This window comes from Membranihabitans maritimus (assembly GCF_021729145.1).
GTDB lineage: Bacteria > Bacteroidota > Bacteroidia > Chitinophagales > Saprospiraceae > Membranihabitans > Membranihabitans maritimus.
Genome location: NZ_JAJSLW010000006.1, coordinates 156,794 through 181,716 on the forward strand (window position 1 = coordinate 156,794; position 24,923 = coordinate 181,716).

General features: G+C 37.4%; 23 protein-coding genes and 1 tRNA gene. 9 read left to right on the forward strand and 15 right to left on the reverse strand.

What is annotated here, in order from left to right; translation table 11 throughout:
• Positions 1-7 precede the first annotated feature (7 nt).
• Complete coding sequence (locus LVD47_RS08875) at positions 8-1,408, reverse strand: MBL fold metallo-hydrolase RNA specificity domain-containing protein (RefSeq protein WP_236975367.1); 1,401 nt, start codon at positions 1,406-1,408, stop codon at positions 8-10.
• Positions 1,409-1,550: 142 nt separating this feature from the next.
• Here LVD47_RS08875 and LVD47_RS08880 point away from each other — a divergent pair.
• Positions 1,551-1,624 (forward strand) — tRNA-Ala (locus tag LVD47_RS08880).
• Between the two features lie 528 nt (positions 1,625-2,152).
• On the opposite strand, the gene LVD47_RS08885 is transcribed toward LVD47_RS08880, so the two are convergent.
• Positions 2,153-2,344: a hypothetical protein gene (locus tag LVD47_RS08885; protein ID WP_236975368.1), complete on the reverse strand. Its 192-nt coding sequence runs from the start codon at positions 2,342-2,344 to the stop codon at positions 2,153-2,155.
• Between the two features lie 248 nt (positions 2,345-2,592).
• Between LVD47_RS08885 and LVD47_RS24060 the strand changes: the two genes are divergently transcribed.
• The 3 genes from LVD47_RS24060 (at position 2,593) to LVD47_RS08895 (ending at position 5,717) form a co-directional block, all read left to right on the forward strand.
• Positions 2,593-2,823: a FeoA family protein gene (locus tag LVD47_RS24060; protein ID WP_369427763.1), complete on the forward strand. Its 231-nt coding sequence runs from the start codon at positions 2,593-2,595 to the stop codon at positions 2,821-2,823.
• A 27-nt stretch (positions 2,824-2,850) separates the two neighbouring features.
• Positions 2,851-4,959, forward strand: coding sequence for a ferrous iron transport protein B (gene feoB / locus LVD47_RS08890; RefSeq protein WP_236975369.1), 2,109 nt, complete (start codon positions 2,851-2,853; stop codon positions 4,957-4,959).
• Positions 4,960-5,153: 194 nt separating this feature from the next.
• A complete protein-coding gene (locus tag LVD47_RS08895) occupies positions 5,154-5,717 on the forward strand; it encodes a lysophospholipid acyltransferase family protein (protein WP_236975370.1) in 564 nt (187 codons plus the stop codon).
• Between the two features lie 9 nt (positions 5,718-5,726).
• On the opposite strand, the gene LVD47_RS08900 is transcribed toward LVD47_RS08895, so the two are convergent.
• The gene (locus LVD47_RS08900; RefSeq protein WP_236975371.1) at positions 5,727-6,404 is read right to left on the reverse strand and encodes a T9SS type A sorting domain-containing protein; all 678 of its coding nucleotides are present in this window, start codon (positions 6,402-6,404) and stop codon (positions 5,727-5,729) included.
• Between the two features lie 166 nt (positions 6,405-6,570).
• On the opposite strand from LVD47_RS08900, the gene LVD47_RS08905 reads away from it, so the two are divergent.
• Together LVD47_RS08905 and LVD47_RS08910 are read left to right on the forward strand one after the other, a co-directional pair.
• Positions 6,571-7,902 (forward strand): NAD(P)/FAD-dependent oxidoreductase, encoded by a 1,332-nt coding sequence (locus tag LVD47_RS08905; protein WP_236975372.1) that lies wholly within the window; start codon positions 6,571-6,573, stop codon positions 7,900-7,902.
• Entirely contained in the window at positions 7,899-9,293 is a 1,395-nt protein-coding gene (locus LVD47_RS08910) for a 4Fe-4S binding protein (protein WP_236975373.1), read from the forward strand. Before LVD47_RS08905 ends, LVD47_RS08910 begins: the two co-directional genes overlap by 4 nt.
• 7 nt (positions 9,294-9,300) lie before the next feature.
• Here the strand turns inward: LVD47_RS08910 and LVD47_RS08915 are convergent, their stop codons facing one another.
• From LVD47_RS08915 to radA, 5 genes are read right to left on the reverse strand one after another with little or no spacing between them, the layout of a single operon-like run.
• Entirely contained in the window at positions 9,301-9,537 is a 237-nt protein-coding gene (locus LVD47_RS08915) for a zf-HC2 domain-containing protein (protein ID WP_236975375.1), read from the reverse strand.
• 22 nt (positions 9,538-9,559) lie between these two features.
• Entirely contained in the window at positions 9,560-10,162 is a 603-nt protein-coding gene (locus LVD47_RS08920; protein WP_236975376.1) for a sigma-70 family RNA polymerase sigma factor, read from the reverse strand.
• 59 nt (positions 10,163-10,221) lie between these two features.
• Entirely contained in the window at positions 10,222-10,920 is a 699-nt protein-coding gene (pdeM, locus tag LVD47_RS08925) for a ligase-associated DNA damage response endonuclease PdeM (protein ID WP_236975377.1), read from the reverse strand.
• A 16-nt stretch (positions 10,921-10,936) separates the two neighbouring features.
• Positions 10,937-13,378, reverse strand: coding sequence for a ligase-associated DNA damage response DEXH box helicase (locus LVD47_RS08930; RefSeq protein WP_236975378.1), 2,442 nt, complete (start codon positions 13,376-13,378; stop codon positions 10,937-10,939).
• 15 nt (positions 13,379-13,393) lie between these two features.
• The gene (gene radA, locus LVD47_RS08935; protein WP_236975379.1) at positions 13,394-14,752 is read right to left on the reverse strand and encodes a DNA repair protein RadA; all 1,359 of its coding nucleotides are present in this window, start codon (positions 14,750-14,752) and stop codon (positions 13,394-13,396) included.
• A gap of 326 nt (positions 14,753-15,078) precedes the next feature.
• Here radA and scpB point away from each other — a divergent pair, with 326 nt between their 5' ends.
• The 3 genes from scpB to LVD47_RS08950 all read left to right on the forward strand — a co-directional run bounded on the left by scpB (position 15,079) and on the right by LVD47_RS08950 (position 17,423).
• Entirely contained in the window at positions 15,079-15,681 is a 603-nt protein-coding gene (gene scpB / locus LVD47_RS08940; protein ID WP_236975380.1) for an SMC-Scp complex subunit ScpB, read from the forward strand.
• Entirely contained in the window at positions 15,665-16,216 is a 552-nt protein-coding gene (locus LVD47_RS08945; RefSeq protein WP_236975381.1) for a DUF2480 family protein, read from the forward strand. Before scpB ends, LVD47_RS08945 begins: the two co-directional genes overlap by 17 nt.
• A gap of 250 nt (positions 16,217-16,466) precedes the next feature.
• Positions 16,467-17,423, forward strand: coding sequence for a lytic transglycosylase domain-containing protein (locus LVD47_RS08950; protein ID WP_236975383.1), 957 nt, complete (start codon positions 16,467-16,469; stop codon positions 17,421-17,423).
• Positions 17,424-17,956: 533 nt separating this feature from the next.
• Here the strand turns inward: LVD47_RS08950 and porN are convergent.
• The 7 genes from porN to LVD47_RS08985 form a co-directional block, all read right to left on the reverse strand.
• Complete coding sequence (porN, locus tag LVD47_RS08955; protein WP_236975384.1) at positions 17,957-18,871, reverse strand: type IX secretion system ring subunit PorN/GldN; 915 nt, start codon at positions 18,869-18,871, stop codon at positions 17,957-17,959.
• A 23-nt stretch (positions 18,872-18,894) separates the two neighbouring features.
• A complete protein-coding gene (gene porM / locus LVD47_RS08960; RefSeq protein ID WP_236975385.1) occupies positions 18,895-20,427 on the reverse strand; it encodes a type IX secretion system motor protein PorM/GldM in 1,533 nt (510 codons plus the stop codon).
• 34 nt (positions 20,428-20,461) lie between these two features.
• On the reverse strand, positions 20,462-21,061 hold the full coding sequence (locus tag LVD47_RS08965) for a GldL-related protein (RefSeq protein WP_236975386.1): 600 nt from the start codon (positions 21,059-21,061) through the stop codon (positions 20,462-20,464).
• A gap of 163 nt (positions 21,062-21,224) precedes the next feature.
• Positions 21,225-22,472: a T9SS ring complex lipoprotein PorK/GldK gene (gene porK, locus LVD47_RS08970; RefSeq protein WP_236975387.1), complete on the reverse strand. Its 1,248-nt coding sequence runs from the start codon at positions 22,470-22,472 to the stop codon at positions 21,225-21,227.
• Between the two features lie 360 nt (positions 22,473-22,832).
• A complete protein-coding gene (locus tag LVD47_RS08975; protein WP_236975388.1) occupies positions 22,833-23,810 on the reverse strand; it encodes a PorP/SprF family type IX secretion system membrane protein in 978 nt (325 codons plus the stop codon).
• A gap of 55 nt (positions 23,811-23,865) precedes the next feature.
• Positions 23,866-24,630: an MBL fold metallo-hydrolase gene (locus LVD47_RS08980; RefSeq protein WP_236975389.1), complete on the reverse strand. Its 765-nt coding sequence runs from the start codon at positions 24,628-24,630 to the stop codon at positions 23,866-23,868.
• A 3-nt stretch (positions 24,631-24,633) separates the two neighbouring features.
• Positions 24,634-24,915 (reverse strand): hypothetical protein, encoded by a 282-nt coding sequence (locus tag LVD47_RS08985; protein WP_236975391.1) that lies wholly within the window; start codon positions 24,913-24,915, stop codon positions 24,634-24,636.
• Positions 24,916-24,923 lie beyond the last annotated feature (8 nt).

A 24,923-nucleotide genomic window follows, 5' to 3' on the forward strand; every position in this document is an offset into this window, starting at 1 on the left:
TGAATTATTATTCGGAATATAATGAAAATGAATCTTGTAAAGCGGGTATTTCTACACGGTCAAATCCATTTTCATGGAGATATTCTTTCCAGGCTTGTTGTGTATCATACTCACCGTGAACTAAAAATAACGATTTAAGTTTACTTTTCTGATTTTTTAAAAAATCCATCATTTCCGTCCGGTCTCCATGTGCTGACAAAGCATCAATTCTTTTCACTTGTGCATTGACTTGAAGCCATTTTCCAAATAACTTCAATTTATCAACACCATTTATCAACATTCCTCCCGGAGTCGAAGGGGATGCATATCCCACCATCAAAATCGTATTTCGTTCATTTTCGATATTATTGGCAATGTGATGCTGTACCCTCCCCGCATTAGCCATACCTGCAGCACTAATAATTACACAAGGCTCTTTTTTATCATTCAGTGATTTAGAATACTCTACACTCCTTACGTATTTAAGCGTATTAAAACCAAAAGGATCATCATCAATCATGAGGTATTCGTTTAATTCATTGTCATAACATTCGGGGTGGGAGCCGTATACCTGCGTTGCATTAACAGCCAAGGGGCTATCTACATAAATTGGAATTTGGGGTAAAACCCCTTCATTAAACAACTGGTCAAAAATATAGACTATATCTTGTGTTCTCCCTACGCTGAATGCTGGGATTATTAATTTACCTCCCCGGTCTACACATGTCTCCTGTACAATGTCCAAAAACAGCTTCTTTTCTGCTGGTTTGCTTATATGATCCTTGTCCCCATAGGTAGATTCACAAATTAGGTAATCAACCTCAGGCATCGGGATAGGGTCACGCAAAATGGGACGATCAGGGCGCCCAATGTCTCCAGTAAATCCAACGAGCTTTTCACCGCCAATCCTCAGTGTTACTGATGCCGAACCCAGGATATGGCCCGCATCCCTATACAAAACTTCTACTTCCGGATGGATTCTAAACCAACGATCATATTCCATTGAGCGAAAAAGTTTCATGGTATCATTGACATGCTTAGTTTCGTACAATGGTTTGAAGTGTTGACCTTCTCCTCGTTGTTCCGCCTGCCTGTTTTTGTACTCTGCATCGTACTGCTGAATTTTGGCACTATCCAAAAGCATTATCGAACACAAGCTTCTCGTGGCGTGCGTACTATATATATTCCCGTTGAATCCGCTCTTTACCAGAAATGGCAATCTGCCAGAATGATCAATGTGTGCATGCGAAAGAACTACTACGTCAATCTCCTTAGGGTCAAAATACCAATTTTTATTAAAGGACTCTAATTCTTCCTCATTGCCCTGATACAACCCACAGTCCAACAATATTTTATACCCACTATCCAATGTAATTAAATGGGCACTCCCGGTTACTTCTCTGGCTGCCCCACAAAACTTTATATCCATTATTTATTAGTATTTGATTGTCCCAATATTACAGAAAAAATTATTTATTTGGCTGATTAATCAAAATTGAATCAGAACTCATAAAATTTTTATTTTTATTTATTACATTTGCGACCCAATTCAATAATTGAAAACCGAAGCCGGGGGATTAGCTCAGCTGGCTAGAGCGCTTGCATGGCATGCAAGAGGTCATCGGTTCGACTCCGATATCCTCCACCCTATAGATGTAAAAGTAACTGTTCATATCCGGGCGGTTACTTTTTTTAATTGTAGTAATATCTCCTTTAAACAATCTGGTAATAGTATTAATATCCCAACAATTTAGTCAATATATTTCCTCCCCACTGCAGTTAATTGATGTAGTATTATTTATACCTCTTTTGAAGAAATACCTTGCCTTCCGAATCTGAATAGCAACAAAGAGCATTAACACTCCCCTGCCCCCGGAACTGAATATCCATTCCAGTCAACTGGTTTAATTTTGTCTTTAATTGCCTACGGAAATCCTTATTACGGATGTATTGCCATTATTTTGTATGGTTCCTTCCCCCAGGGAATCAACTGCCGACAGATCATCCATATTTGCAACCTTATTTTTATTGGCTTTCCTATTCAAGCAAATCACGTAAGTTGTAAAAAGAATACAATACTTTTCAATGATGTCTCCTATCATTTTTAATACCCCTAGTTGAATCGAATTTTCCTTCAAAAGTTTACTACCCCCAATATATTGGAATGAGATAATTAGTATCGGTGAAGTACAACCACTACTATCATCCTGAATTCTCCTATATCTAAGACTATCCAGTTATCAGGCTGCGAAAATGATTTTGACAACTGCACCGCTCCTTTTCCATTAGGACGGGTGAAGGATATTTCTCTTGATATTCTATCACCATTCTTCAAAAAACTACCATTATGATTATTATTAACCATTTGGATTTATCGAATGTGGGAACAAAAACCCCATGGGTATAATTCAAGCCAAAAGGCAGGATTTGAATTTTTTCTTTTGTATTTTGGTGAATGATTATTTTTACTGGTAAGATCCAGGAATGTCGAAAAATAAAGTCCAGATAGAGTATTATCATAATTTTAAGAACTACCAGGCTTCTTTATATCTGAAAAATTCACTTAATTTGCACTAATTTAGTATTTGTCTAAATAAACATAATTTATAAGAAATGCCCGATATTTGTCTCGATCATTTAGAAAAAAATAAAGCCGCACTAATCCATAATATTAAACCATCTGATTGTCAATGCAGATTATTAGAACTGGGTTTTCTTCCCGGGAGGTCCGTAGAAGTAGTTCGGAAATCTCCTTTTGGAAATACATTATACGTAAGAGTAAATACTGGGTGCATTGCATTGAGAAAAAACGAAGCTTCTTGCATTTGTGTAAAACCCATTTAAAGATAAGAAGAATTAATAATTAAGAGAATGGATGGAAACGTGGTATTAGTGGGTAATCCTAATAGTGGGAAGAGTTCGCTATTCAATAAACTGACAGGATTACAACAAAAGATCGGGAATTATCCCGGTGTAACCGTAGAGAGAAAAAAAGGAAAGGCCAAATTACCCAATGGCACTACTATTCAAATTACAGACTTACCCGGGGCATATTCACTTTTTCCTACAACTGATGATGAGAAAATCGCAACGCGTGAGGTACTTAAAGGCTCTATTCATAATGAAGATAACCTACTCGTTTATGTAGCCGATATTACAAAACTGGAAAAGCATTTATTATTTTTTTCGCAGTTATACAGTCTAGGTAAAAAAATGATCCTTTGTCTAAATATGGCAGACCAGGTCAAAATCAGATTGGACAAATTAGAAACATTTTTTCAAACGGAATTTGAAATACCGGTAGTTTCTATAAGCGCTAAGCGAGGTCTTGGGATAGATGAATTAAAAAAGGCCATTCAATCCTATTCTCAAAAACCACCTAACAAAAAAATATTTTTCTCCAAAGAAGATATTCTGGAAGAAGACAGAGATGCAACCGAAGTATTGATGAAAGGCGATACAAAAATAGATAATGACTATTTGGCTTTTGTCCTCGCTAACCACGCCCATTGGTTGTCGGAATTAATTCCCGGGGGGCAAAAAACCGCCGATGTAATAAAGAATTCTCCCTTCAATCCCCTGAAGGCCCAGGTGCAAGATACTATGAAGCGCTTTTCTATTCTTGAACCAATGCTTCTTAAAATCACTCCCCTTATTAAGAATAACCCAACATTTACGGACCGGCTCGATCGCTTACTTACCCATCGCGTGATGGGACCGGCTATTTTTGTAATACTCATGCTTTTTATTTTTCAGGCAATATTTGCATGGGCTCAAATTCCTATGGAGTGGATAGATGGGGCATTTGGAAGCCTCAATGGGTGGATTTCCGATAACTTTGAAAGTTCCTGGTTCACAGCATTACTTACGGAAGGAATTCTGGCAGGGATAGGCGGTGTAGTTATCTTTATTCCTCAAATAGCCATTTTATTTTTCCTGATAGGAATTTTGGAAGAAACCGGTTATATGTCCCGAATTGTATTTATGTTGGATAATTCAATGCAAAAGGTAGGGATGAATGGTCGAAGCGTCGTAGCCCTGGTATCCGGAGGAGCATGTGCTATTCCGGCAATTATGAGTACTAGAAATATAGCTGGTTGGAAAGAGCGCTTGATAACGATAATGGTTACTCCTCTTATTAGTTGTTCTGCACGAATCCCAGTTTATGCTTTACTGATTGCTATGGTAGTTCCATACAAAAAAGTAGGAGGTATTTTCAATTTACAAGGTTTATCCTTTGCTCTTTTATATTTCCTGGGCGCAGCAATGGCAATTATTATTGGCTTTATTCTAAGTAAATGGATTAAGAGTAAATCTCCAAGTTTTCTAATGATGGAAATGCCGGACTACAGGACCCCCAATTTTAGAAATGTTACCATTACTACCTATAACAAAGTAAAATCATTTATTGTAGAAGCGGGTAAAATTATTTTTGTCATTAGTATTGCCCTCTGGTTTATGGCATCCTATGGGCCCAAAAACGCAATGAAGGAAGCTGAAGAAAATGCTGTTAAAATTGCCCTTGAAGAAAATCTTTCTCCGGAGGATACAGAAAACCTGATTGCTACAAACAAACTGGAAAATTCTTTTGCCGGAATAATGGGAAAGGCTATTGAACCGGTAATAAGGCCTATTGGATTTGACTGGAAGATAGGAATATCACTCATTACATCTTTCGCAGCCAGGGAGGTTTTTGTTGGAACCATGGCCACTATATACAGTGTAGGCTCCGAAGATAATACAGAGGGGATACAGGCAAAAATGGAAAATGCTACATTTGCAGACACCGGAAAGAAAGTATATACCCCGGCTACAATATGGTCACTATTACTTTTCTACGCCTTTGCTATGCAATGTATGAGTACTTTAGCCGTAGTCAAGAAAGAAACAGGAACCTGGAAATGGCCCATAATTCAATTTGTATATCTTACTTTATTAGCTTACTTTTCAAGCCTGATAATTTATAATATTTTGAGTTAGTGAAATTCTATTGGAGAAGTTATAAAGCCTGGTGTCTCATTTTTATCTTCTTTATCGGTTTAGTAGGTCATATTTTCGTCCTAATCTTCAGACTTCTTTTGACAGGTCAGTCCCGACGCAGAACTGTCAAATTCAATTTCAGAAAACGATTCTGTCGTTTCAGTAACTGGATATTCGGCGTTAAAATTAATTTATTGGGTACTATACCTGATCACGGCACTTATTTATTTGTCAGCAATCATCGTTCATTTTACGACCCTTTAGCTTTCCTTTCCAGAATAATTGCTAATCCGGTATCAAAGGCGGAAATATCTTCTTACCCGATAATAGGTTGGGGAAGTAACCTAACCGAAGTTATTTTGGTGGATCGTTCCAATCGGCAGCAACGGGGAATAACAAAAAAATTAATTACAGAGAGTTTAATTAATGGATCAAGTATTCTGATTTATCCAGAAGGTACAACTTCTGATCTTGAATATACAAGAGACTTCAAAATTGGTTCATTTTCTTCTGCGATAGAAGCGAAAGTGCCAGTTATTCCCGTATCTATAGAATATAAAGATGAAGATGAATACTGGACAGAACGATCACTTTACAAACAATTCGTTCAACACTTCAGCCCTACAGGAAAGACTGACATTTACATGTTCATTGGAAACCCTATAATTGGGGATGACCCAAAAGAGTTATTGAAAGAGACTAGAAACAAAATTGAAAAACAGATAGAAAAACTTCGCGACTACAGAAACAAATCATAAAGTATAGAATTAACGTTTACTCAAACGTATGGTTTTTACGATTTTATCTTCTTTATTTACCAATCGAACAAGGTACAATCCCCTCATAAGATCAGATACTTTATACCTCGCATTTTCTGACGCAGAAAAACGCTTGACTTCTTGCCCTACAAGATTCACAACTAAAACTTCTTTTAATTTGTCCACACCATCTACTGAAAAATACTCCGTTGTAGGATTGGGAAAAAGCCTGATATTTTGTGGCTCTCTTTGACCTAATACAAAGGAAGTTGCATCGTTGAATGTATAGGAATTCACAAATTCGTCCGCTCTATTGTCAAGATCAAATATAGCCAGCTTAACCACAGCGTTTCCATCCACACCATTGGGCCTAATATGAACATCCATATTACTTGTGTCTCCCGGCATTAAAGAAATGGAAGCTGAATCCACAATTTCATCCCAGCAATTATTGAAATCACAGATAGCCACTCCCCAATTGTCTGGCTTAGATTGTATATTTCTTTTCCACATTAAATTAAGTTCCTTTTCACTGGTATTTACGACATACGAATAGGCAACCGTCTCAAATTCATCTACATTGTCGATTTCCACAGTCAGGTCTGCAGGAAACACACTGAATGCACTCTGGGCACAAACAAATGTAAGTAAAGGAATTAAATATATTATTAGTAAAGTTTTCTTCATATATACCTTTGACAATTGATTATAAAAGTACAAAAAATCACCGTCATATCAGCCTTACTGTAAATTTTAACGATTTCATCACAATAAAAATCCTCAAAAACAGTAGTTTTAAACTGATGATGAACAAATATATTAAATTTTTTTTTAATATCTAGGTATTTAGTGGATGAAAAAAGTATTAATTATAGGAAATGGCATTAGTGGAATTACAGCAGCAAGGTTTATTAGGAAATTAAGTACCGCATCTATTACCGTAATTTCTAAAGAATCAGATTATTTTTTTTCCCGCACCGCTCTAATGTATATTTATATGGGACATATGGAATATCACCATACCAAACCTTATGAAGATTGGTTTTGGAAAAAAAATAAAATAAATCTTATTCGTGGTGAGGTTCAACGAATTGACTCTGAGAACAAAGAAATCTTTTTTTCGGGCCAAAAGTTCCCAAATTCTTCATTCAATATCGCTCCCAACTCTATGACTTACGATACATTAATCCTGGCAACCGGCTCGAAAAGCAACAAATTTGGATGGCCGGGCCAGGAGCTTAAAGGGGTCCTGGGCTTGTATTCATTGCAAGACCTTTATAAACTTGAAGAGTTAAGCCCCAACATCAGTTCCGCCGTTATAATTGGGGGTGGGCTAATAGGAATTGAATTAGCAGAAATGTTGCACAGTCGGAGAAAAGAGGTAACCATGCTTGTTCGCGAAACCAATTACTGGGACAATGTACTTCCCAAAGAAGAAGCACAAATGGTCAATCAACAAATCCGAAAAAATGGCATCAATTTGAAATTGGAATCAGAACTAAAAGAAATAAAAGATGATGGGACAGGACATGTGAATACAGTCATCACTACGGATCAAGAAATAATAAAATGCCAATTTGTAGGTCTTACTGCAGGTGTCCGTCCCAATACTGATTGGCTAAAAAGTTCGGGCCTTGAAATAAATAAAGGGATTTTGGTCAATGAATACCTGGAGACGAACTTACCCAATGTTTTTGCAATAGGTGATTGTGCAGAACTTCGGTCTCCTGAAAAAAATAGAAAGGCGATCGAACCCATCTGGTATACCGGAAGAATAATGGGGGAAACAGTGGCTCATACCATTTGCGATCAACCCGTCAAATACCAACCCGGAAATTGGTTTAATTCAGCAAAATTTTTTGACCTGGAATACCAGGTGTATGGATATGTACCGAATAAAATAGAATCCCCTTTAAAATCGTTTCTGTGGCAAAACAAAAACAAATCCAAATCGATCCGACTGGTTTACCATCAGAACAAAAACGCTATCCTAGGAATTAATCTTATGGGTATTCGATTTCGGCACGAAATATGTGATCGTTGGTTGAATCAGGGATTAGATATTAATGCGGTAGTAAATCAAATTCAAGACGCCCATTTTGATCCTGAATTTACAAAAAAGGAATATAATGATGTAAAGGAAACTTTTCAACGATCCAACAACACAAAATCAGCATCCGTATGAATTCTGACAAAAGTTTTTCCCTTTCTAATCCTAAACCTCCCTTCGTCACTATGAACCAAAAGATAGCGACAGCTATATCTAGCCTTGGAATGCTATTGATGTTACTGGCGGCTCTCAATGTACGTGCTGTAATGCCTCCTTACTTTTTTTGGCTTTCTATCTCATTACTGGGTATCGGTATTATATGGTATGCCATTGATTTATATAAAAATATACCAGCTGGCATAAAAAACAACGGGATTTGGTTTGACTCCATTACAAACAAGGGGTTGTGGGCATGGATGTTGGGAATCTTCCTGACCGCATTTTACATCATTTTATATTGGTACCCCCATTTGATCGGGTACAATCCCGAAAACGGGAGTACCGGACTTGTCGCCTTTTTCAATCCCCTTAGCCGGTTTTTAAAGGGTCAACCTGCTACTCAGTGGTTCGTATATGGTACATTGTACACTTGTGCTATACTTTTTTTCGGGATAAAGTTTATCCTTAAGTACCGTCACAACAGATATCAAATCAAACGGACTTTATCTGTGATGTTCTTTCAATTGTGTTTTGCTTTTTTGTTACCCGAAATACTTGAAGGACTGAACGCTGACAAACCTTATTTCAATAAAGATTTCAAAAATATATGGCCTCTTCATTATTATTTTTACTACGATTGGCATCTCAACGGGATGTTAGAAGGAGGTAAATTAGGAATGTTTACCCTCATTTGGGGTATTCTTCTCACATTTCTAATAACACCGATTCTAACATATTTTTACGGTAAAAGATGGTATTGTTCATGGGTTTGCGGATGTGGTGGCCTCGCCGAAACAGCCGGAGATCCTTTCCGTCACCTTTCGGATAAATCGCTAAAAGCATGGCAAATAGAAAGATACCTTATACACTCTGTCCTGGTATTTGCAGTGGTAATGACTATTTTCGTCCTGTATACTTTTTTTACCGGCCAGGGACAGGTATTATTCATCAATACCTACCAGGTAAGGGAATGGTACGGATTTTTGATTGGGGCTACATTTAGCGGAGTTGTAGGTGTGGGTTTTTATCCCTTGATGGGGAATAGGGTCTGGTGTAGATTTGGTTGTCCCATGGCCGCCATTTTGGGCATACAACAAAAATATTTTTCTAAGTTCAGAATTACTACCAATGGAGGCCAATGTATTTCATGTGGGAATTGTTCCACATATTGCGAGATGGGTATTGACGTGCGTTGGTATGCCCAACGGGGACAAGACGTAGTAAGGGCATCTTGTGTGGGTTGTGGAATATGTTCGGCTGTTTGCCCCAGAGGTGTACTCCGATTAGAAAACTCCAAAGATATTTTTGGAAAAGCAAAGAAACTCAGGACCGAGGTAGTCACAAGTGATGTTCACTCCACAGAATAACGCATTATTAATAATGGTTAATTTTATTCTTGATATTTTCGATAAAATCAGGTCCCAGTTTGGGGCTATTCAACTTACTTTTGATCATTTTCCGGAAAGTTTTTTCCTTCTCTAAAGCTTTCCACATATTCGGGTTTTGCTTTACATCATCCATGAACTGTTGTTTTTGATCAGGTTCCAATGCATTATCAAGGTAAAGCGATATTTGCTCCTGAACATCTTTGTAGTAATTAATATTTTTCATGCTATTTGATTTTTTCACAAGACTATTCTTCCTCTTTTTTGTCACCTGATATTCTTCTTTTATCTTTATATCCCAGTGATTTTGCATAGTTCGAAAGTTTCTCCTTCAGCATATTGCGAGCTCTGTGAAGCCTGGACCTCACCGTCCCAATCGGAACATCTATAATTTTTGATATTTCTTCGTAAGTAAATCCTTCAATATCACATAATAATATTACTGCTCTAAAATCTACGGGAAGAGAATTAACAGCTGAGGTAACTTCATCTCCAATCAAATTGTCAAAAATCTCCTCTCTCAGATCCATGAAATCTATGGATGCCTGATCTTCACGATCCTGGTAACCAATATAATCTTCATAATCAACTTTTGTCGGTCGCCTGGCCCGCTTCCGATATTGATTAATATAAGCATTCTTTAAGATTTTGAACAACCATGCCTTTGCATTAGTTCCAGGTTCGTAAGAATCTAATGCCTTATATGCCTTCAAAAATGTTTCCTGGACCAAATCCTTAGCGTCATCGTCATTAAAGGCCAGGTGATAAGCAAATGTATGTAAAGAATCTATATTTGGTAGAAGTTCATTTTCAAATATTTCATCCTTATTAGAACCGGATCGATTGGGCATATAGATAAATGCATTTATTATTCCGTCGAATATATGAATTTATCAATAATTTTTCCAGCTTAGTTATCCCCAAATTCAAAAATGAGCCCATCTGCAATGGCAAAAAATTTAGAGTAACTTGCAGGTGATAGTATATGTAATCCTGTAAATTCTCCAAAGGCTGGCAAAACCAAACCTGATCCACCGTACCCAAAACATGGCAATCTTAATTTCTGCTTCCCTTTTCCCCTAATTTTAATACCCGGATGAAGGTGACCATAAATATTAAACAAGTCATTGTGAGCGGGTTCATGTGTCAACAAAAAACGACCAATACGCATTTCGATAACTACCGGTATGCCCAGATTTGCAAAAACAGATTCATCCAGTATATCATGATTCCCTTTGACTAACATTATTTGTCCCGTAAACTGACTGGCTTTATCCAACCAATGATGAAATAATTGCCAACTAGAATTTAATTCACTGTGAAATAAGTCCCCCAGGAATACCAATTTTTGAGGACGCAAGATTTGCAACAAAGATTCCAGTCTTTTTAATGTTGTCTCATCCGTGCCAGTGGGTACCATAATCCCATTCCGGTTGAAGTGATGAGCTTTCCCCAGATGGAGATCAGCCACAATAAGGATATTATCTTGAGAAAGTAATACACACTTTTCAGGAAAAAGTATTATTTCCACGCTTTTACATTTCAAAAATGTTTCGCTATTTTTCAAATCGCCAATCCCAATAATAATTTCTTCCTTTTTCAAGCCCACAAATGATTTATTTACGTTAGCTTTTCCATTCTACATCCATTCGTTGAATTCTTTTTTGCAATTGCTCCGAACTAATATGTTCGCGCAATCGATCCACTAAAATAGGGAAAGAAAAGGGGGTATGCTTTTCAGGACGGGTAATTTGCCAATTTTTTCCGACAATATTATTCAAAGATTCCCGAAGCCTATTTTCTTCTAATTGAAATGTCAAAACCTCCTCCAGGGATTGTAAGAATAACAAATTGTCAGGGTCGTACGTTTTAAATACTTCGTAAAGTAACCCCGCAGATGTCTGTAAATGACTGGTCTGCTTCCTCCGGTTAGGAAATCCCTGAAATAATAGTCCACTGATGGTAGCTATATCCCTGAATTTCTTTCGAGCCATTTCTGCGGTGTTAAGGCTATTCTGGATATCTTCCCATAGCTTCTCCGTAGTAAATAATTTTTTATTTACGAAGGCTCCAATATCGATCTCTTTTTCGGAAAGTAGTTCAAAACCATAATCATTCATGGCGATGGAAAAGGTAACTTCAGTCTGAAAAGATATCCTTTTTGCTACCAGAATGGCCATCCCTTCATGTACCAATCGACCTTCAAAAGGATAAAACAAGAGATGAAAACCTTCATTATCCTGTATATATTCAATCAGGAACTCCCTCCTGGAAGGAAGATACGATTGCAAAGTTTGCTGCTTAATAGCCGGCTCAATAGCTTTTAACTCATCCTTATCAAATACACCTCCTGCCATTTTGTAAATTTGGTTTCTCAACTTGCTTGATAAAGGCGACGAAAGTGGAATACGACCTCCCAACCATGAAGGAATATTATTACTGGGTTTATTCCCTTTGCGAACTAATACTTTACCATTTTTTTCCGATATATACTTCAATAGCTTCCCAGCAAACCAAAAATGGTCTCCGGGATTTAATCGAGATATAAACCACTCTTCAATATTACCGATTTTAGGGCCGCGGATATATTTTACCAATAACATTTCATCACCCACAATAGTGCCAATACCCATTTTGTGCTCACGCTTTACTTTGCTATTCGCTATTCGATACAACCCATTTTTATCCAGACCAATCTTTCTATAATTTTCATAAGCTTCCATTGTTCCCCCCGTCGTCAAAAATTCAAGGCACCAATTCCACTCTCCTCTGCTAATGGAAGAAAATGCAAACGTTTTGACTATTTCAGAGTATAGCTTCCGTTCTTCAAACCCCGTTGAAGAGGCAATAGTCATTAAATACTGAATAAGAACATCAAAACTCCGAATGTACGGAAGTTTTTCTTCCATTATTCCGACTTCCAATGCTTCCCGCAGAGCTGCCCCTTCAATTATTTCAAGTAAATGGGTAGGGATAAAGTAGATATTGCTCGTCGCACCGGGACGATGACCACTTCTACCAGCCCGTTGAATAAAGCGCGCAACACCTTTTGGGCTGCCAATTTGTATAATAGAATCTACAGGCGCAAAATCTACCCCCATATCCAGACTGGACGTAGCCACAATTGCTTTCATTTTGTTATCGTGAATCGCCTGTTCGACCCAATTTCTGATAGATGCATCTACCGAACCATGATGCATAGCCAATACACCCGATAACTCGGGTTGATGTTCAATAATCCTTTTGTACCATATTTCACATTGCGATCTTGTATTCGTGAAAATCAATGTGGTATTGTGTTGCAGGATGAGGTCAATAACCTTCCCAAGATAATAAAGTCCCAAATGGCCAGCCCACGGCATTTTGTGAATATCATCAGGCAATACGGTCTGAAACTCTATCGATTTCACCTGATTGGAAGTCACTATTTCAATATTCTTCTGTTGAATTAAAGTACCAAATAAAACTTCAGATGCCATTTGCATATCTGCCAATGTAGCAGAGATACCCCATACTTTAATATCACTTTTCCAACTAAGTATCCGACTTAAGGCCAATTGTACCTGTACTCCCCTTTTCGATCCCATGAGATCGTGCCATTCGTCAATTACAATAGTTTGTAATTTCATGAAAATAGTGATATAAGCAGGATCCGTTAATAATAAATGGAAACTCTCGGGAGTAGTAACCAGGATTTGAGCAGGTTCCTTCTTAAAATTATTGCGTGCACTAGTTCCGGTATCCCCGGTTCTGATAAATACACTCCAATCCGGTGCAAACTCTTTACACACCATTTCCGCACTTCGGGCAATATCTTTGGTCAAAGCACGAACCGGAGAAATCCATAATACGGACACACTTTCCACAGCTCCACCCTTAGCACCCGTCAAAACAGCAGGAACCATAATTGACATCGTTTTACCGTATCCCGTAGGTGCTCCTACAAGGCCGCTTTTTCCTTTCAGGTGAGCTTTCCATGCCTTTAGTTGAAAATCCTGAGGCTTCCACCCTTTAGTAGAAAACCATGATTTTATCCTTTCCAACCCTTCATTGGAAAAATTACTCATCTTTCGCCCTCATTTTTAATCGAATAAAATTTCCAGCAACTCTATCACATTAGACACTTTACTGATAAAAATATCTTTATACGTTTTTCCCATAGATTTATTATTAGATGAGCAAACCACACGGTCAAAATGTAATCGCTCTGCTTCTTTCACTCTTTGTTCGTATCTGTGGACCGTCCTCAACTCGCCAGTAAGACCGACTTCAGCACAAAAACATATTTTTTTGCTCATGGGTAAGTCCTTAAACGAACTCATCAGCGCTACAATTACCGCCAGGTCAATTGCCGGGTCGTTTACCTTTATCCCACCTGCAATATTGACGAATACATCGTACTTTCCCAATTGAAAACCACATCGCTTTTCCAAAACTGCAATTAACATAGATAATCTTCGCAAATCAAACCCGGTGGAAGATCTTTGAGGTGCAGCATAAACAGTAGGAGTCACCAGCGCCTGGACTTCAACCATAAATGGTCTTCCCCCCTCAATAGTAACAGCCGTAGAACATCCGCTTAAGTCATCTCTCGTCTGGGAAACAAATAACATAGAAGGATCCTTTACAACATCAAGTCCATTTCCTGACATCTGATATATTCCTATCTCGTCGGTACTTCCAAACCGATTTTTATGTACCCTTAAAATACGATAATTATATTGCTTATCTCCTTCAAAATATAATACAGTATCTACAATATGCTCTAATATCTTAGGACCTGCTATCCCACCTTCCTTATTCACGTGACCAATAATCAATAAAGAAAAACCCTTCTCTTTGGCCATTCGTTGTAGTTCCATGGTACAATGCCTAAGTTGAGCAATATTACCAGGCTCTCCATCCAAATTATTATTGTATGTCGTTTGTATGGAATCCAACACCACAACGTCCGGTTCCATCGATTGGATGTGCGCCTTCATTTTATTTAATTCTACCTCACTCAATAACCATAATTCTTCCTTAGACGTAGACATTCGATCAGCGCGCATTTTAATCTGCTCAGTACTTTCCTCCCCGGAAATATACAGCACTTTTCCCGGTAGACCGGATGCTGATTGTAATAATAATGTCGATTTACCGATCCCAGGTTCACCGGCCAACAGAATTATCCCTCCCTGAACCAATCCTCCTCCCAAACACCGATTGAGCTCCGCATCACTGACAGTTATCCTCCTTTTTTCCTCTAATTGTACTTCCCTAATTTTTACAGGTGCCGAAAGTATATCACGGTCTAAGGGACGATCCGGGGTTTTCGATTTCCCTGGTAATTTATACTCTATTAAAGTATTCCACTCCTTACAAGACGGACATTTACCCTCCCACTTGGGTGCTTCATACCCGCATTCTGTACACAGAAATACCTTTTTCATTTTTGCCATAAACACTTATTCTATTAGGACATTAAATACGCACTTATTACGCTTAATTAGAACCTTTGAGTAATAATTATATTCTTTTTTTTAATTTTTTTTTAAAAAACCTGTGACTTTTAAAAGTATTCTCGTCTTAAAATTGATTTCAACGGGAATCATACACAGAATATGCTTATGAAGTTATATTTTGTGAATTGTTTTCATTAAGTTTTTTTGGGGTTAATCTGGGTACTGAATTTATTTCAGTACCCTTTTTTGTTTATATTAGATTATAATTTCCAGAGGCTTATACTTACCTCTGAAATAATTGATTAAATCAACAGAGTATTAATATGGATCCCCTTGGCAAGCACATAGAAACACTAATATTTATAGCTAACCCAGCCATCTCTTTTGAAGAGATACTTGATTGCCTTGAAACTAAATTTGAAGAAAGGCCAAATGAATCAATGGTAAGTGAAATAATAGATCATTTGGTAAAAAAATATTCATCTTCAGCGTATAGTTTCGAAATTGTCGAAATGAATAATGGCTTCCGTTTTATGACCAAGTCGGCTTATTTTGATACCGTTAGTACCTATTTAAAACAAATATCCAATAAAAAACTTTCAACTGCAGCCCTGGAGACTCTCTCGATTATCGCTTATAAACAACCTGTAACAAAGTCTGAAATTGAACAAATAAGGGGAGTCAATTGTGATTATACTGTGCAAAAGTTATTGGATAAAGAGCTAATAACAGTTTTAGGAAGGAGTGAAAAAATCGGTAAACCACTACTATATGGCACAAGTGATAAATTCGTTGATTATTTCGGCCTTAAAGATATTAAAGACCTACCCAAACTCAAGGATTTTGAAGATAAGAAACAAGTTATCGGAAATGATAGTTACGTAGCAGAAGAAGCCTTTAAGACAGCGAATGAAAATAAAAATTAAAGATCTTATGGAAGTAGAAAGCAATTTGGTAAACAGAGTAGCCAACAGTAGGCTAAAGACAATAAATCTTGAGGAATTTTATCCCAAAGAGGAAATTGTTGGCATTGATCTAAAAGTCTTTCTCTTTAAAGAATTAATTCTTAAAGAAAAAGAGTACAGGGAAGCCCTTAAAGAAATTGACTGGGATAATTATCGCAACAAATTCGTACATGTTTTTTGCTCTACAGACGCTATTATTCCCATGTGGGCCTATATGCTTATAAGCACGTACTTACAACCCGTAACAGATAAATTATACTATGGTACCCAAGACGTGGCCCTTTCAAAATATTACCATTCAATAATCCGAGAACTTGATTTAAGTACTTTCGAAGGACTACCTATAGTCATCAAAGGATGTAGTAAGCACCCCGTTCCACCGTCCGCGTTTATGGACCTTACAGCCCAACTACGGCCAGTTGCCAGAACAATAATGTTTGGAGAACCCTGTTCTACGGTACCTATCTACAAAAAATCACAGCAAAGGTCTAAATAGAAATTTCTTTTTTCCCATTTATTCGTTAAATTTACTCTATTCAGCGCTTGATTAAATTTTCAACATAGGGGATGGAGGAAAAAAGATCAAATATTTTGTTAGACGAGAGTAATTGTAGAACAATTATGAAAATATTTCACGTATTAATGAATCAAGTTTTATTGTACAGCTCCCTATTTTATTTTCCACGTAGTCACCCCTTTGATATAAACAAGATCTCATCCCAAAATTTATTTACAACTTCAATATTATGAAATTTTCAAAACCGGTTTTGCTCAGTGCAGGAACATTGATTGTAGCTATAACAATTTTCACCTCTGCCTTTACAGAATCTTCTTCCAATAAGGACACAGGAGGTGAAAACAATATAAAAAAAGTAAAAGTTGCTTTAGATGATAATTCACTTCCTCAAAAAATTAAAACTATTTATCTACATGATAATTTTAATTTCGCGGGTGAAAAAGTACCCATAGAAATCCCGGATATCAAGGAAAGACTGGAGAGAGAATTGGCCGTGAATTCATATTACCATAGCAGTACGATCCTAAATATCAAAAGAAGTCAAAGGTATTTCCCCCTTATTGATGAAATCCTCACAAAAAACAATATCCCCACCGATTTTAAATTTATCTCCGTGGCAGAATCCAATCTTGACAATGTAAGGTCGCCTGCCGGAGCCAGAGGATTTTGGCAATTAATGCCTTCAGTTGCCCGCTACTATGGATTGAGAGTCGACAGCGAAGTGGACGAAAGATATAATGTTGAGAAATCTACCTATGCCGCTTGCAAACTTATCCTCAACTACAAAGAAAAATTCAATACCTGGACCAATGCTGCTGCTTCGTATAATATAGGCGAAGGTAATTTTTCAAAAGAAATGAAACTTCAAAAAGAAACCAACTATTACGATATGAATTTTGGAGAAGAAACGAACCGATATATCTTCAGAGTCCTGGCGCTGAAAGAAATCTTAACTACTCCGGAAAGATTTGGATTTCAGATCGGACCCGAACAAAGATATACTCCCTATGAAAACATTAAAATAGTGGAGGTAACTGAAAGCATACCCAGCCTGGCAGATTTTGCCCATAAACACGACATTTCATATCGACAACTAAAAGTTCACAATCCATGGTTATTAGCTGGTAGATTAACCGTAAAAAACGGTCAAACGTATGAAATGACCATTCCTGTCAAAGGCAGTTAATGGAAAACCTTTTTCAATAAATACCAACTCCCCCTTTCCAACAATCCTACAACACTCAATAGGATTATATAAAACTTGTACTATCCACCAAAGGCTTCACAAGGACAATCCGGATAAATTCATCGTACAATCCAAATTTGTTCCTGTCAATTATGCCACCCTGTGAGCTCATTCAAATAATACTTCATCATTATTCTTAGCTTGAATTTTTACTTTCCATCTTTTCAACAAAAGAATTTTCAATCCCTATTCCAATTATGGCTCTCATGAACAATAAAATCATAGGAAATACCAAAATAAAATCAGAAAACACAAATAAAGACTATACAAGGGTATTCTAATTATTGTGGTGGAGTATATTCCCAATTCACAGGAATCGACTTTTGTATTTATTCAACGTAAAAATTGAAGCTTCTATTTACCAAAGCATTGTCAATTAAAATGAAAAAGGCCAGCGAAAATAATCCGCTGACCCTACATTATTCTTTTAAATTGACCGTACTATTTCATATACGTCAATTTTTCAATATTTTTTAATACGACCACATATCACTCTCATAATTGAATATGGCCTCCTTAATTTTCTTAGATTCCATCATTCTTCGTAATTGCGCTTCTTCACTATCACCTGACATAGAAGGAAAATCTTTTAGTCGGTAATCCCTCACATTGGATTCCTTGATGATGTAATAGTTGAAATAACGCATTTCCATATAATCGTCCCAGGATAATATCGTAGCATCGTTTCCTGGTAGATATACCTTCTTGCTCGCAAAGAAATCTCTGGCCTCAGGCCAATAAATCCAGAATAATGGCAATTCAAAACTAAAGGTATTTTCCTCTCCCACTCTTTCTTCAATCGGAGATATTCCTAAAATCCTTGCCCGCATTCTCGAGTGTAATTTATCAAAATACCATATTTCCTTAATCCGAAACTTTTTAATATCACTAAAATCTTTATCGTTACGGGTAATAACCGGTTCCAATTCAAAGGTTTCAGGATTCTGAACCATAGCCGTATCTACACTATATAATAGGTTATTGACCGCTTCAATCTCCATTTTCTTTGTAAAATCATCCGAATCACCAATATAAGGTGTAATGGCCCCACTTTGAATCCCTTCTACCAACAATTGGAAAAACGGTGACTTGGGATAAACAAAAGGTTGGTTTATTTTTTCTCTGACATCTATTATACCCCAAATGTATTTTGACCAAAAGATATCTCCTTCACGAATTGGAGCATAATCCATGACCATCCGCTCTTTCATTAAATTACCTTCTGCCAGACCATCTACGGGGGTAATAGAGGAAGACGGGCTTTGCGAAGTCAAAGGGCTTTCAGCGATCCCCTCGTCTTCAGAAGATTCCGTAATAATCTCTTCGGCTATTTGAGCCCGAAGTGAAATTGTAAAAGCAAATGTCAGAATAAACATTAAATATTTCATGATATCTTATTGATCATCAACAATTATTGAATCTTAAAGAAAACCGAACCTATCTTTTGGCTGGTTGGCCAACCAGGACATCTCACGCGGATATCCTCAAATAAATATCTGTCATTGGGGCTGGCTTTATCAATTAAATTCCTGGCACCTGCCTGAAAAGTACCGCCATTATTGGAAGCAGCAACAGCATCACCCGTTCCCGGCTTGGGAACCCGGAATAAATTAAAAGACAATATTTCACAGCGGGCATTGAAATCAAAATTTTTCAACTCCGGAAAAAGAGCTTTCTGAGCCCTGAAAGTACCATTTCCCATTTCTCCACCTTCTTGTCCCGAAAGGGTAGCCACTGGTGGCGGGATAATTTTTGTCCGAAATTCGTAATTCGTAGGAGCCAGACCACCACCACTCAAACTTATCGTTGCATCCCCTTGACTACTAACTGTGGCGTTGTATTTACCTGCTCCCGTTTTAGTAAGGTTGATTCCCGCACCGTTTCCGGATACACGCAAATCATTAGAAGATATACCTGCAGCGGTAATAGACAGTGGATTATCAACACCAACATATAATACATTCATTTTATCTGCAGAAACGCTGGCTGATCTTTCCCCTACTTCATATGTAAAGCTATTGGAATATTCTTTGGTTTCTCCTGTCACCGGATTTGTAACTGTCACTGAAGCATTCAATTCTTTCACGCCTGTACTGGAAGTGGGAGCACGGTACGATGCTACACCGTCTGTTACTGGAAGGCTATTGCCATTTACGGCAACATTGATCTGTGTATTAGAATTTGACGATGCTGATGAACTCAAGAAAAAGTCCGCTTCAAAAGGTTCTCCCTTGATTACATATCCCTTTTTAGCCTGCATTACGACCTGAAACTGGTCAAATACTACATCTTCACCACCTACTTTACTCATCAGGTAATTAAGTACGGTAGATTCTGCGCTTTTTACATCATTCTTTATTTTTGAAAAAATAGGGAGCGTAGCTAACAGCGGCATCTGCCGGAAATTGAAATCAGCCCAACTGGCCTTATCTGAATTTTTCCATGCCTCATCAATCTCAAGGTTAATTTCATTCGCTAACCTTTCGCGGTCTTCCGGATCTATAAACTCTAAAAATTGCTCTTCCAATCCATGAATTCGCTCCTCCAGTTCAGAACCTTTTCCCTCATTGACAAGGTACCTGGTGGTTACATCTTTGTTTTTATATCCCTTCAATTCACCTTCCTCGGTATATCCACCCGTCTCCTGAATCATGTGATCAACGATCTCATCTATATAATCTGAAAAACTTGTCGACAATTCCTGCACGGGTTTTGTCCGTTCTGCATATTTAGCCAATTCATCCTTTTTCTTGGCTAACTTGGCAATTTCAGGGGGTAAGTGAGAATTATTTTCATCCAATACATTATTGGACTTCTTCAATCCCTTATCTACAACTTTAAAGGCATTAAAAATTTCCGCGGATACATTCAGTGCCAACATTGCTGTCAATACCAAATACATGATATTGATCATCAGTTGCCGCGGTTCCTTAGGTATTGACATACGCTATATTATCTTCTTGTCTGTTTAATAAATATTATTGTTGCTTCACATTCATGGCATTAAGCATATTGCCGTACACCGTATTCAATGAATTCAATTTCTGATTGAGTACAGCCATATTTTCTTTATACTGCTTAGCATCTTCAACGCTTCCTTCTAGCTGAGACATTGCTGTATTCAGTTTGTCATAAAAATTGTTCATCGATTTAATCTGATCACCTGTTTGAGAAAAATCCACTTCCTGCAACGCTTTAAGTGAACTCATACTTTTGGACATAGTCCTCAACTCGCCCAACATACCATCCAAATGATTCTCTACAAAATCACTGTCAAGTGGTTTACCCTGCGGCTGTCCGTTACTGGTCGCAACGGCCCCATTGGTCAATGGTTCTATCCCTGCATTGGCTTTATCAAGACCGGGATACAAATTCTCCCAGTAATAATCTTTTTCCGGTGGCAAGATACCCAACATTAAAAATAATAAGGCTTCCGTTACCAGGCCAATGGTAATAGCAGTACCTCCCCATTCATACGAGTTGATTTTCCCCAAAGCTCCCATCATAACCAGTGCGGCACCTACACCAATGATGAAATTTTTCAAGTACTTAAACCAGGATTTTTTATAAAAACTCATTGTTCTTTATTATTTGATTGTTTTAAACTAAGATTATGAACGCAACTATGTATCTGATTCTTGCGCAGATCAGAAAAAATGTGAAAATTATTTTTTCGTCGAAATCGAAAATAAAAACATGTAGGAATTGATATAGGGTTCAACTTTGTTTCAATTCTCTCTATTAGTAACTATCGTTTATAGACCGCCCCTGGAATGTTAATGCACAACGAAAACCAATGTATGAGGTAGTTGTATCTTGGTATTGCCAGTCACGGACACCAGTTCTTAAGAAATACCCAACGTCTTTCCAGGATCCGCCGCGAACTACTTTTCTCTTAAATGCATCAGGATCGTTTTCATCTGCATCGTACTTAAAATCGGGATTCAAATCGTGCAAAAACGAATAACTATTTTCGTGATAAGCAGAACTTGTCCATTCAGAAACATTCCCTGCCATATTGAACAATCCGTAGTCATTCGGATCATATTTATCAACTTCTACAGTCCATTGGCCTCCGTCTTCAGGATAATTTCCCCTTCCCGGTTTGAAGTTGGCCAATAAACATCCTTTTGCATTTCTCAAACTATATGCTCCCCATGGATAAGGGACCAATTCATGTCCACCTCTTGCCGCATATTCCCATTCTGCTTCAGTAGGTAATCGAAAGCCATCGTTACCAATAGGCTCATCTTTATACGCATTCCAGATTTTTGTCCGCCAGTTACAAAAAGCTTGCGCCTGATGCCAGTTAACACCTACTACCGGATAATTATCATAAGCTACATGACTGAAATAATTCCTAGCCATCGGCTCATTAAATGAATAGGCAAAATCCCGGATCCATGCAAGCGTATCAGGATATACATTTATTTGGAACTTTTCTACAAAATCGCTTCTGGGAGATTTCCCTCTATCTGCAGCCGCAGCTTTTAAATTGTAACGCTCCCACTGATAATTCAACTTTCGAACATCCAATTCTCTTCTTCCATTTACCCGGTCATTCCCCTGGTAAAACATTTCATCAAGTGTCTCATCTCGATAATCCAATTCATATTCCCAATCAATGTGTTCATTACCATAATCATCAGTGAAAACATCGCCCATTATCAAATGTGCTATACTATCACGAACCCAATGAACAAACTGACGGTATTCGTTATTCGATATTTCTGTGTCATCCATATAGAATCCCTGGATCGAAATTGCTTTTGGCCGCTGGACATAACTATAGCTAATGTCCTGATCACTTGGCCCCATCATAAAAGTTCCCGAAGGAATATAAACCATACCGTAGGGGTTTATATCATTCTTCCACTCCGACCTATTCTGCACACCTACCAAATCTCCGGTATTACTATTCCTGCCACAAGAAGCAAGAAAGACCACACCGAGCCCCAAGGCAAAAATACCTTTAAATCCTTTTAACATTCTTTATCAAATTTATTTCTTTCTGCTGCAAATATAATTCCACTTCTGGATAATCAAAATCACATTAACAATGTTTATTGATCAACGCTTTACTAACGCCTAAAATTTCTCGTTTATTTTTCCCAAAATCAATTTCTGACTCTATTTTAAATATAAATTCTGAACTTGATCAAAAACAGCCCCTCATCTCACTCTAAATACTTAATAATCAATTAGATCTATCTAGCTACATAATAAAACATATAACTAACTTACTGTCAAACAATAAAACATTAAAGATACTAATTTGTTAAAATTATTTGGATTTCAATCAATTAGAATAAAGATTTATGAAAATTTTATGAAGATCAAAACCGGTAATTATTCTATATATCTGGGATTGTAAATAACCTTTTCCCTTTTAACTTTAAATAGTGGTTCATCAATTATATATCTCAGGCTTATTTCGTGAGAATTATCGTGAACTTTTCTCAACCCTGACAATCCTAATTCAAATGAATAATAAGCATATGCATTTTCTGCAAATTGATAGCCTGCCTGAACAATCAGTGCATCAATTGACTTACTATCATATCCTCTGAAATATAATCCCCCTTTAATAACGCCCAAATAATCAGCGCCCACTCCCAATTCAGTCTGTACAAGCCCGCTTCCTGCTTTGACTAAAATAGAGGGCACTAATAAGATTTCCTCTGTATAATCATAAAAATAACTTGCCTGGAACAAATAGCTCCTGCTTTGCCTTGCATCGATATTTCCTACCTGGTCACCTAATTGATACCTAAAGGGCAATACACTTTGTGAACTTAATCCCACTTCGAAAAATTGTGAAGAGAAGAACAAGCCAAAATCCAATTTAGGCGCCAGTCCCGAAATATTTTCATTCGCCAGTATTGGATCATTGTGATTTATTGTGGTAAATCCGTATTCACCGTCGGGTGCCCTCCAATCACTTCCATTGTAGGTAAGTCTTTCCATACCAACAGCCATACCACCGGATAAAAATCCAAATGGTAGATCCATCATATAATTGTAGGTAAGCATAAAATTCTGGCGACGCACCCTACCTATTTGATCACCCAATATCAAGGCACCAACCCCACTGTTTATAGCATCAATCGGCGTATTAAATGACAATAACTGGGTTTTAGGTTGTCCTTCTATACTCTGCCATTGAGATCTGAAATGTCCGGTTATCTGTGTTACCCCGGTCACACCGCCAAATGCAGGATTTTGGATAAACTTATCCCAATGTACAGAGGACATTTGGGGAAGCTGCTGCCCTATACTCAAATAGCCAATGAATGTGAATAGTAATATGTAAAAGTTTTTTCTCAAATATTTGGGTTTACTCCTACTTACAATATGCTAAAATTTTATGACAAATGATTGTTTACACATCAATTATTAAGCCGTCATATGCCAATTTAACATTTAATGGAAGTCGGCTTTCTATTTTCTTATGTAATCCCATAGAATGGCTCATATGCGTAAAATACACCTGTTCCGGTTGCAATTTACTAACTAACGCCAGGGCTTCATTTAGGTTCATGTGAGAATGGTGTTTATTATGGTGCAGTGCACTTATCACCAAAACTTTTATTCCCATTAACTGATTTACGACTTTTTCATTCAATTTTTTAACATCCGTCAAATAAGCAAACCCCTCAAAACAATAACCTAAAATAGGCAATCCCCCATGTTGTACAGGCAATGCTAAAACTGTAACATCCTGGATTTCATATTCATCCCAGGGACGTATGGGCTTCAGTGAAATTCGTGGGATTCCCGGGTACTTTTGACTGGAAAAGATATAAGAAAACCTCCTTTCCAGGTTCTCCAAAACCCTTGGCAATCCGTAGATAGGAATATTCATGTCATATTTAAAATTAAAAGGTCGGATATCATCCAATCCAGCCGTATGATCATTGTGTTCATGGGTAAGCAATACAGCATTTAATTTTCCGGGAAAATGGTCGAGCATCTGGTTTCGAAAATCCGGACCTATATCGATTATTAAATTCGTGTTTTTATGTTGTACCAGTACTGCCGGCCGGCGTCTTTTGTCCCTTGTATCCCGGGAAATACAGACTTCACAATGACAACCCACAACCGGCACTCCCTGGGAAGTCCCAGTTCCAAGAATGGTTATTTTCAAAATTTAATTCTTTATTTCAGTAATTCTTTCATATAGTTTATGCAAATATTTCATAGAGGGCTTAGACAGCAAAATTTCTTTAGGGTCTTCTATTTGATCCATAATTTCAAGTAGGGTTTCCACCTTTCCATCTGTATCAAAATATTTATTTACTACAATCATTTTTTTGTCCTGAATAATACAATATCCGGACTTAAATTGTCCTTTCCCAAAAATTACTTGATATTCCAGTTCTTCAAATATTTCCTTTAATCGCTTAAGTTGCCCTGAATTGAAATTCCCCATAACCACTT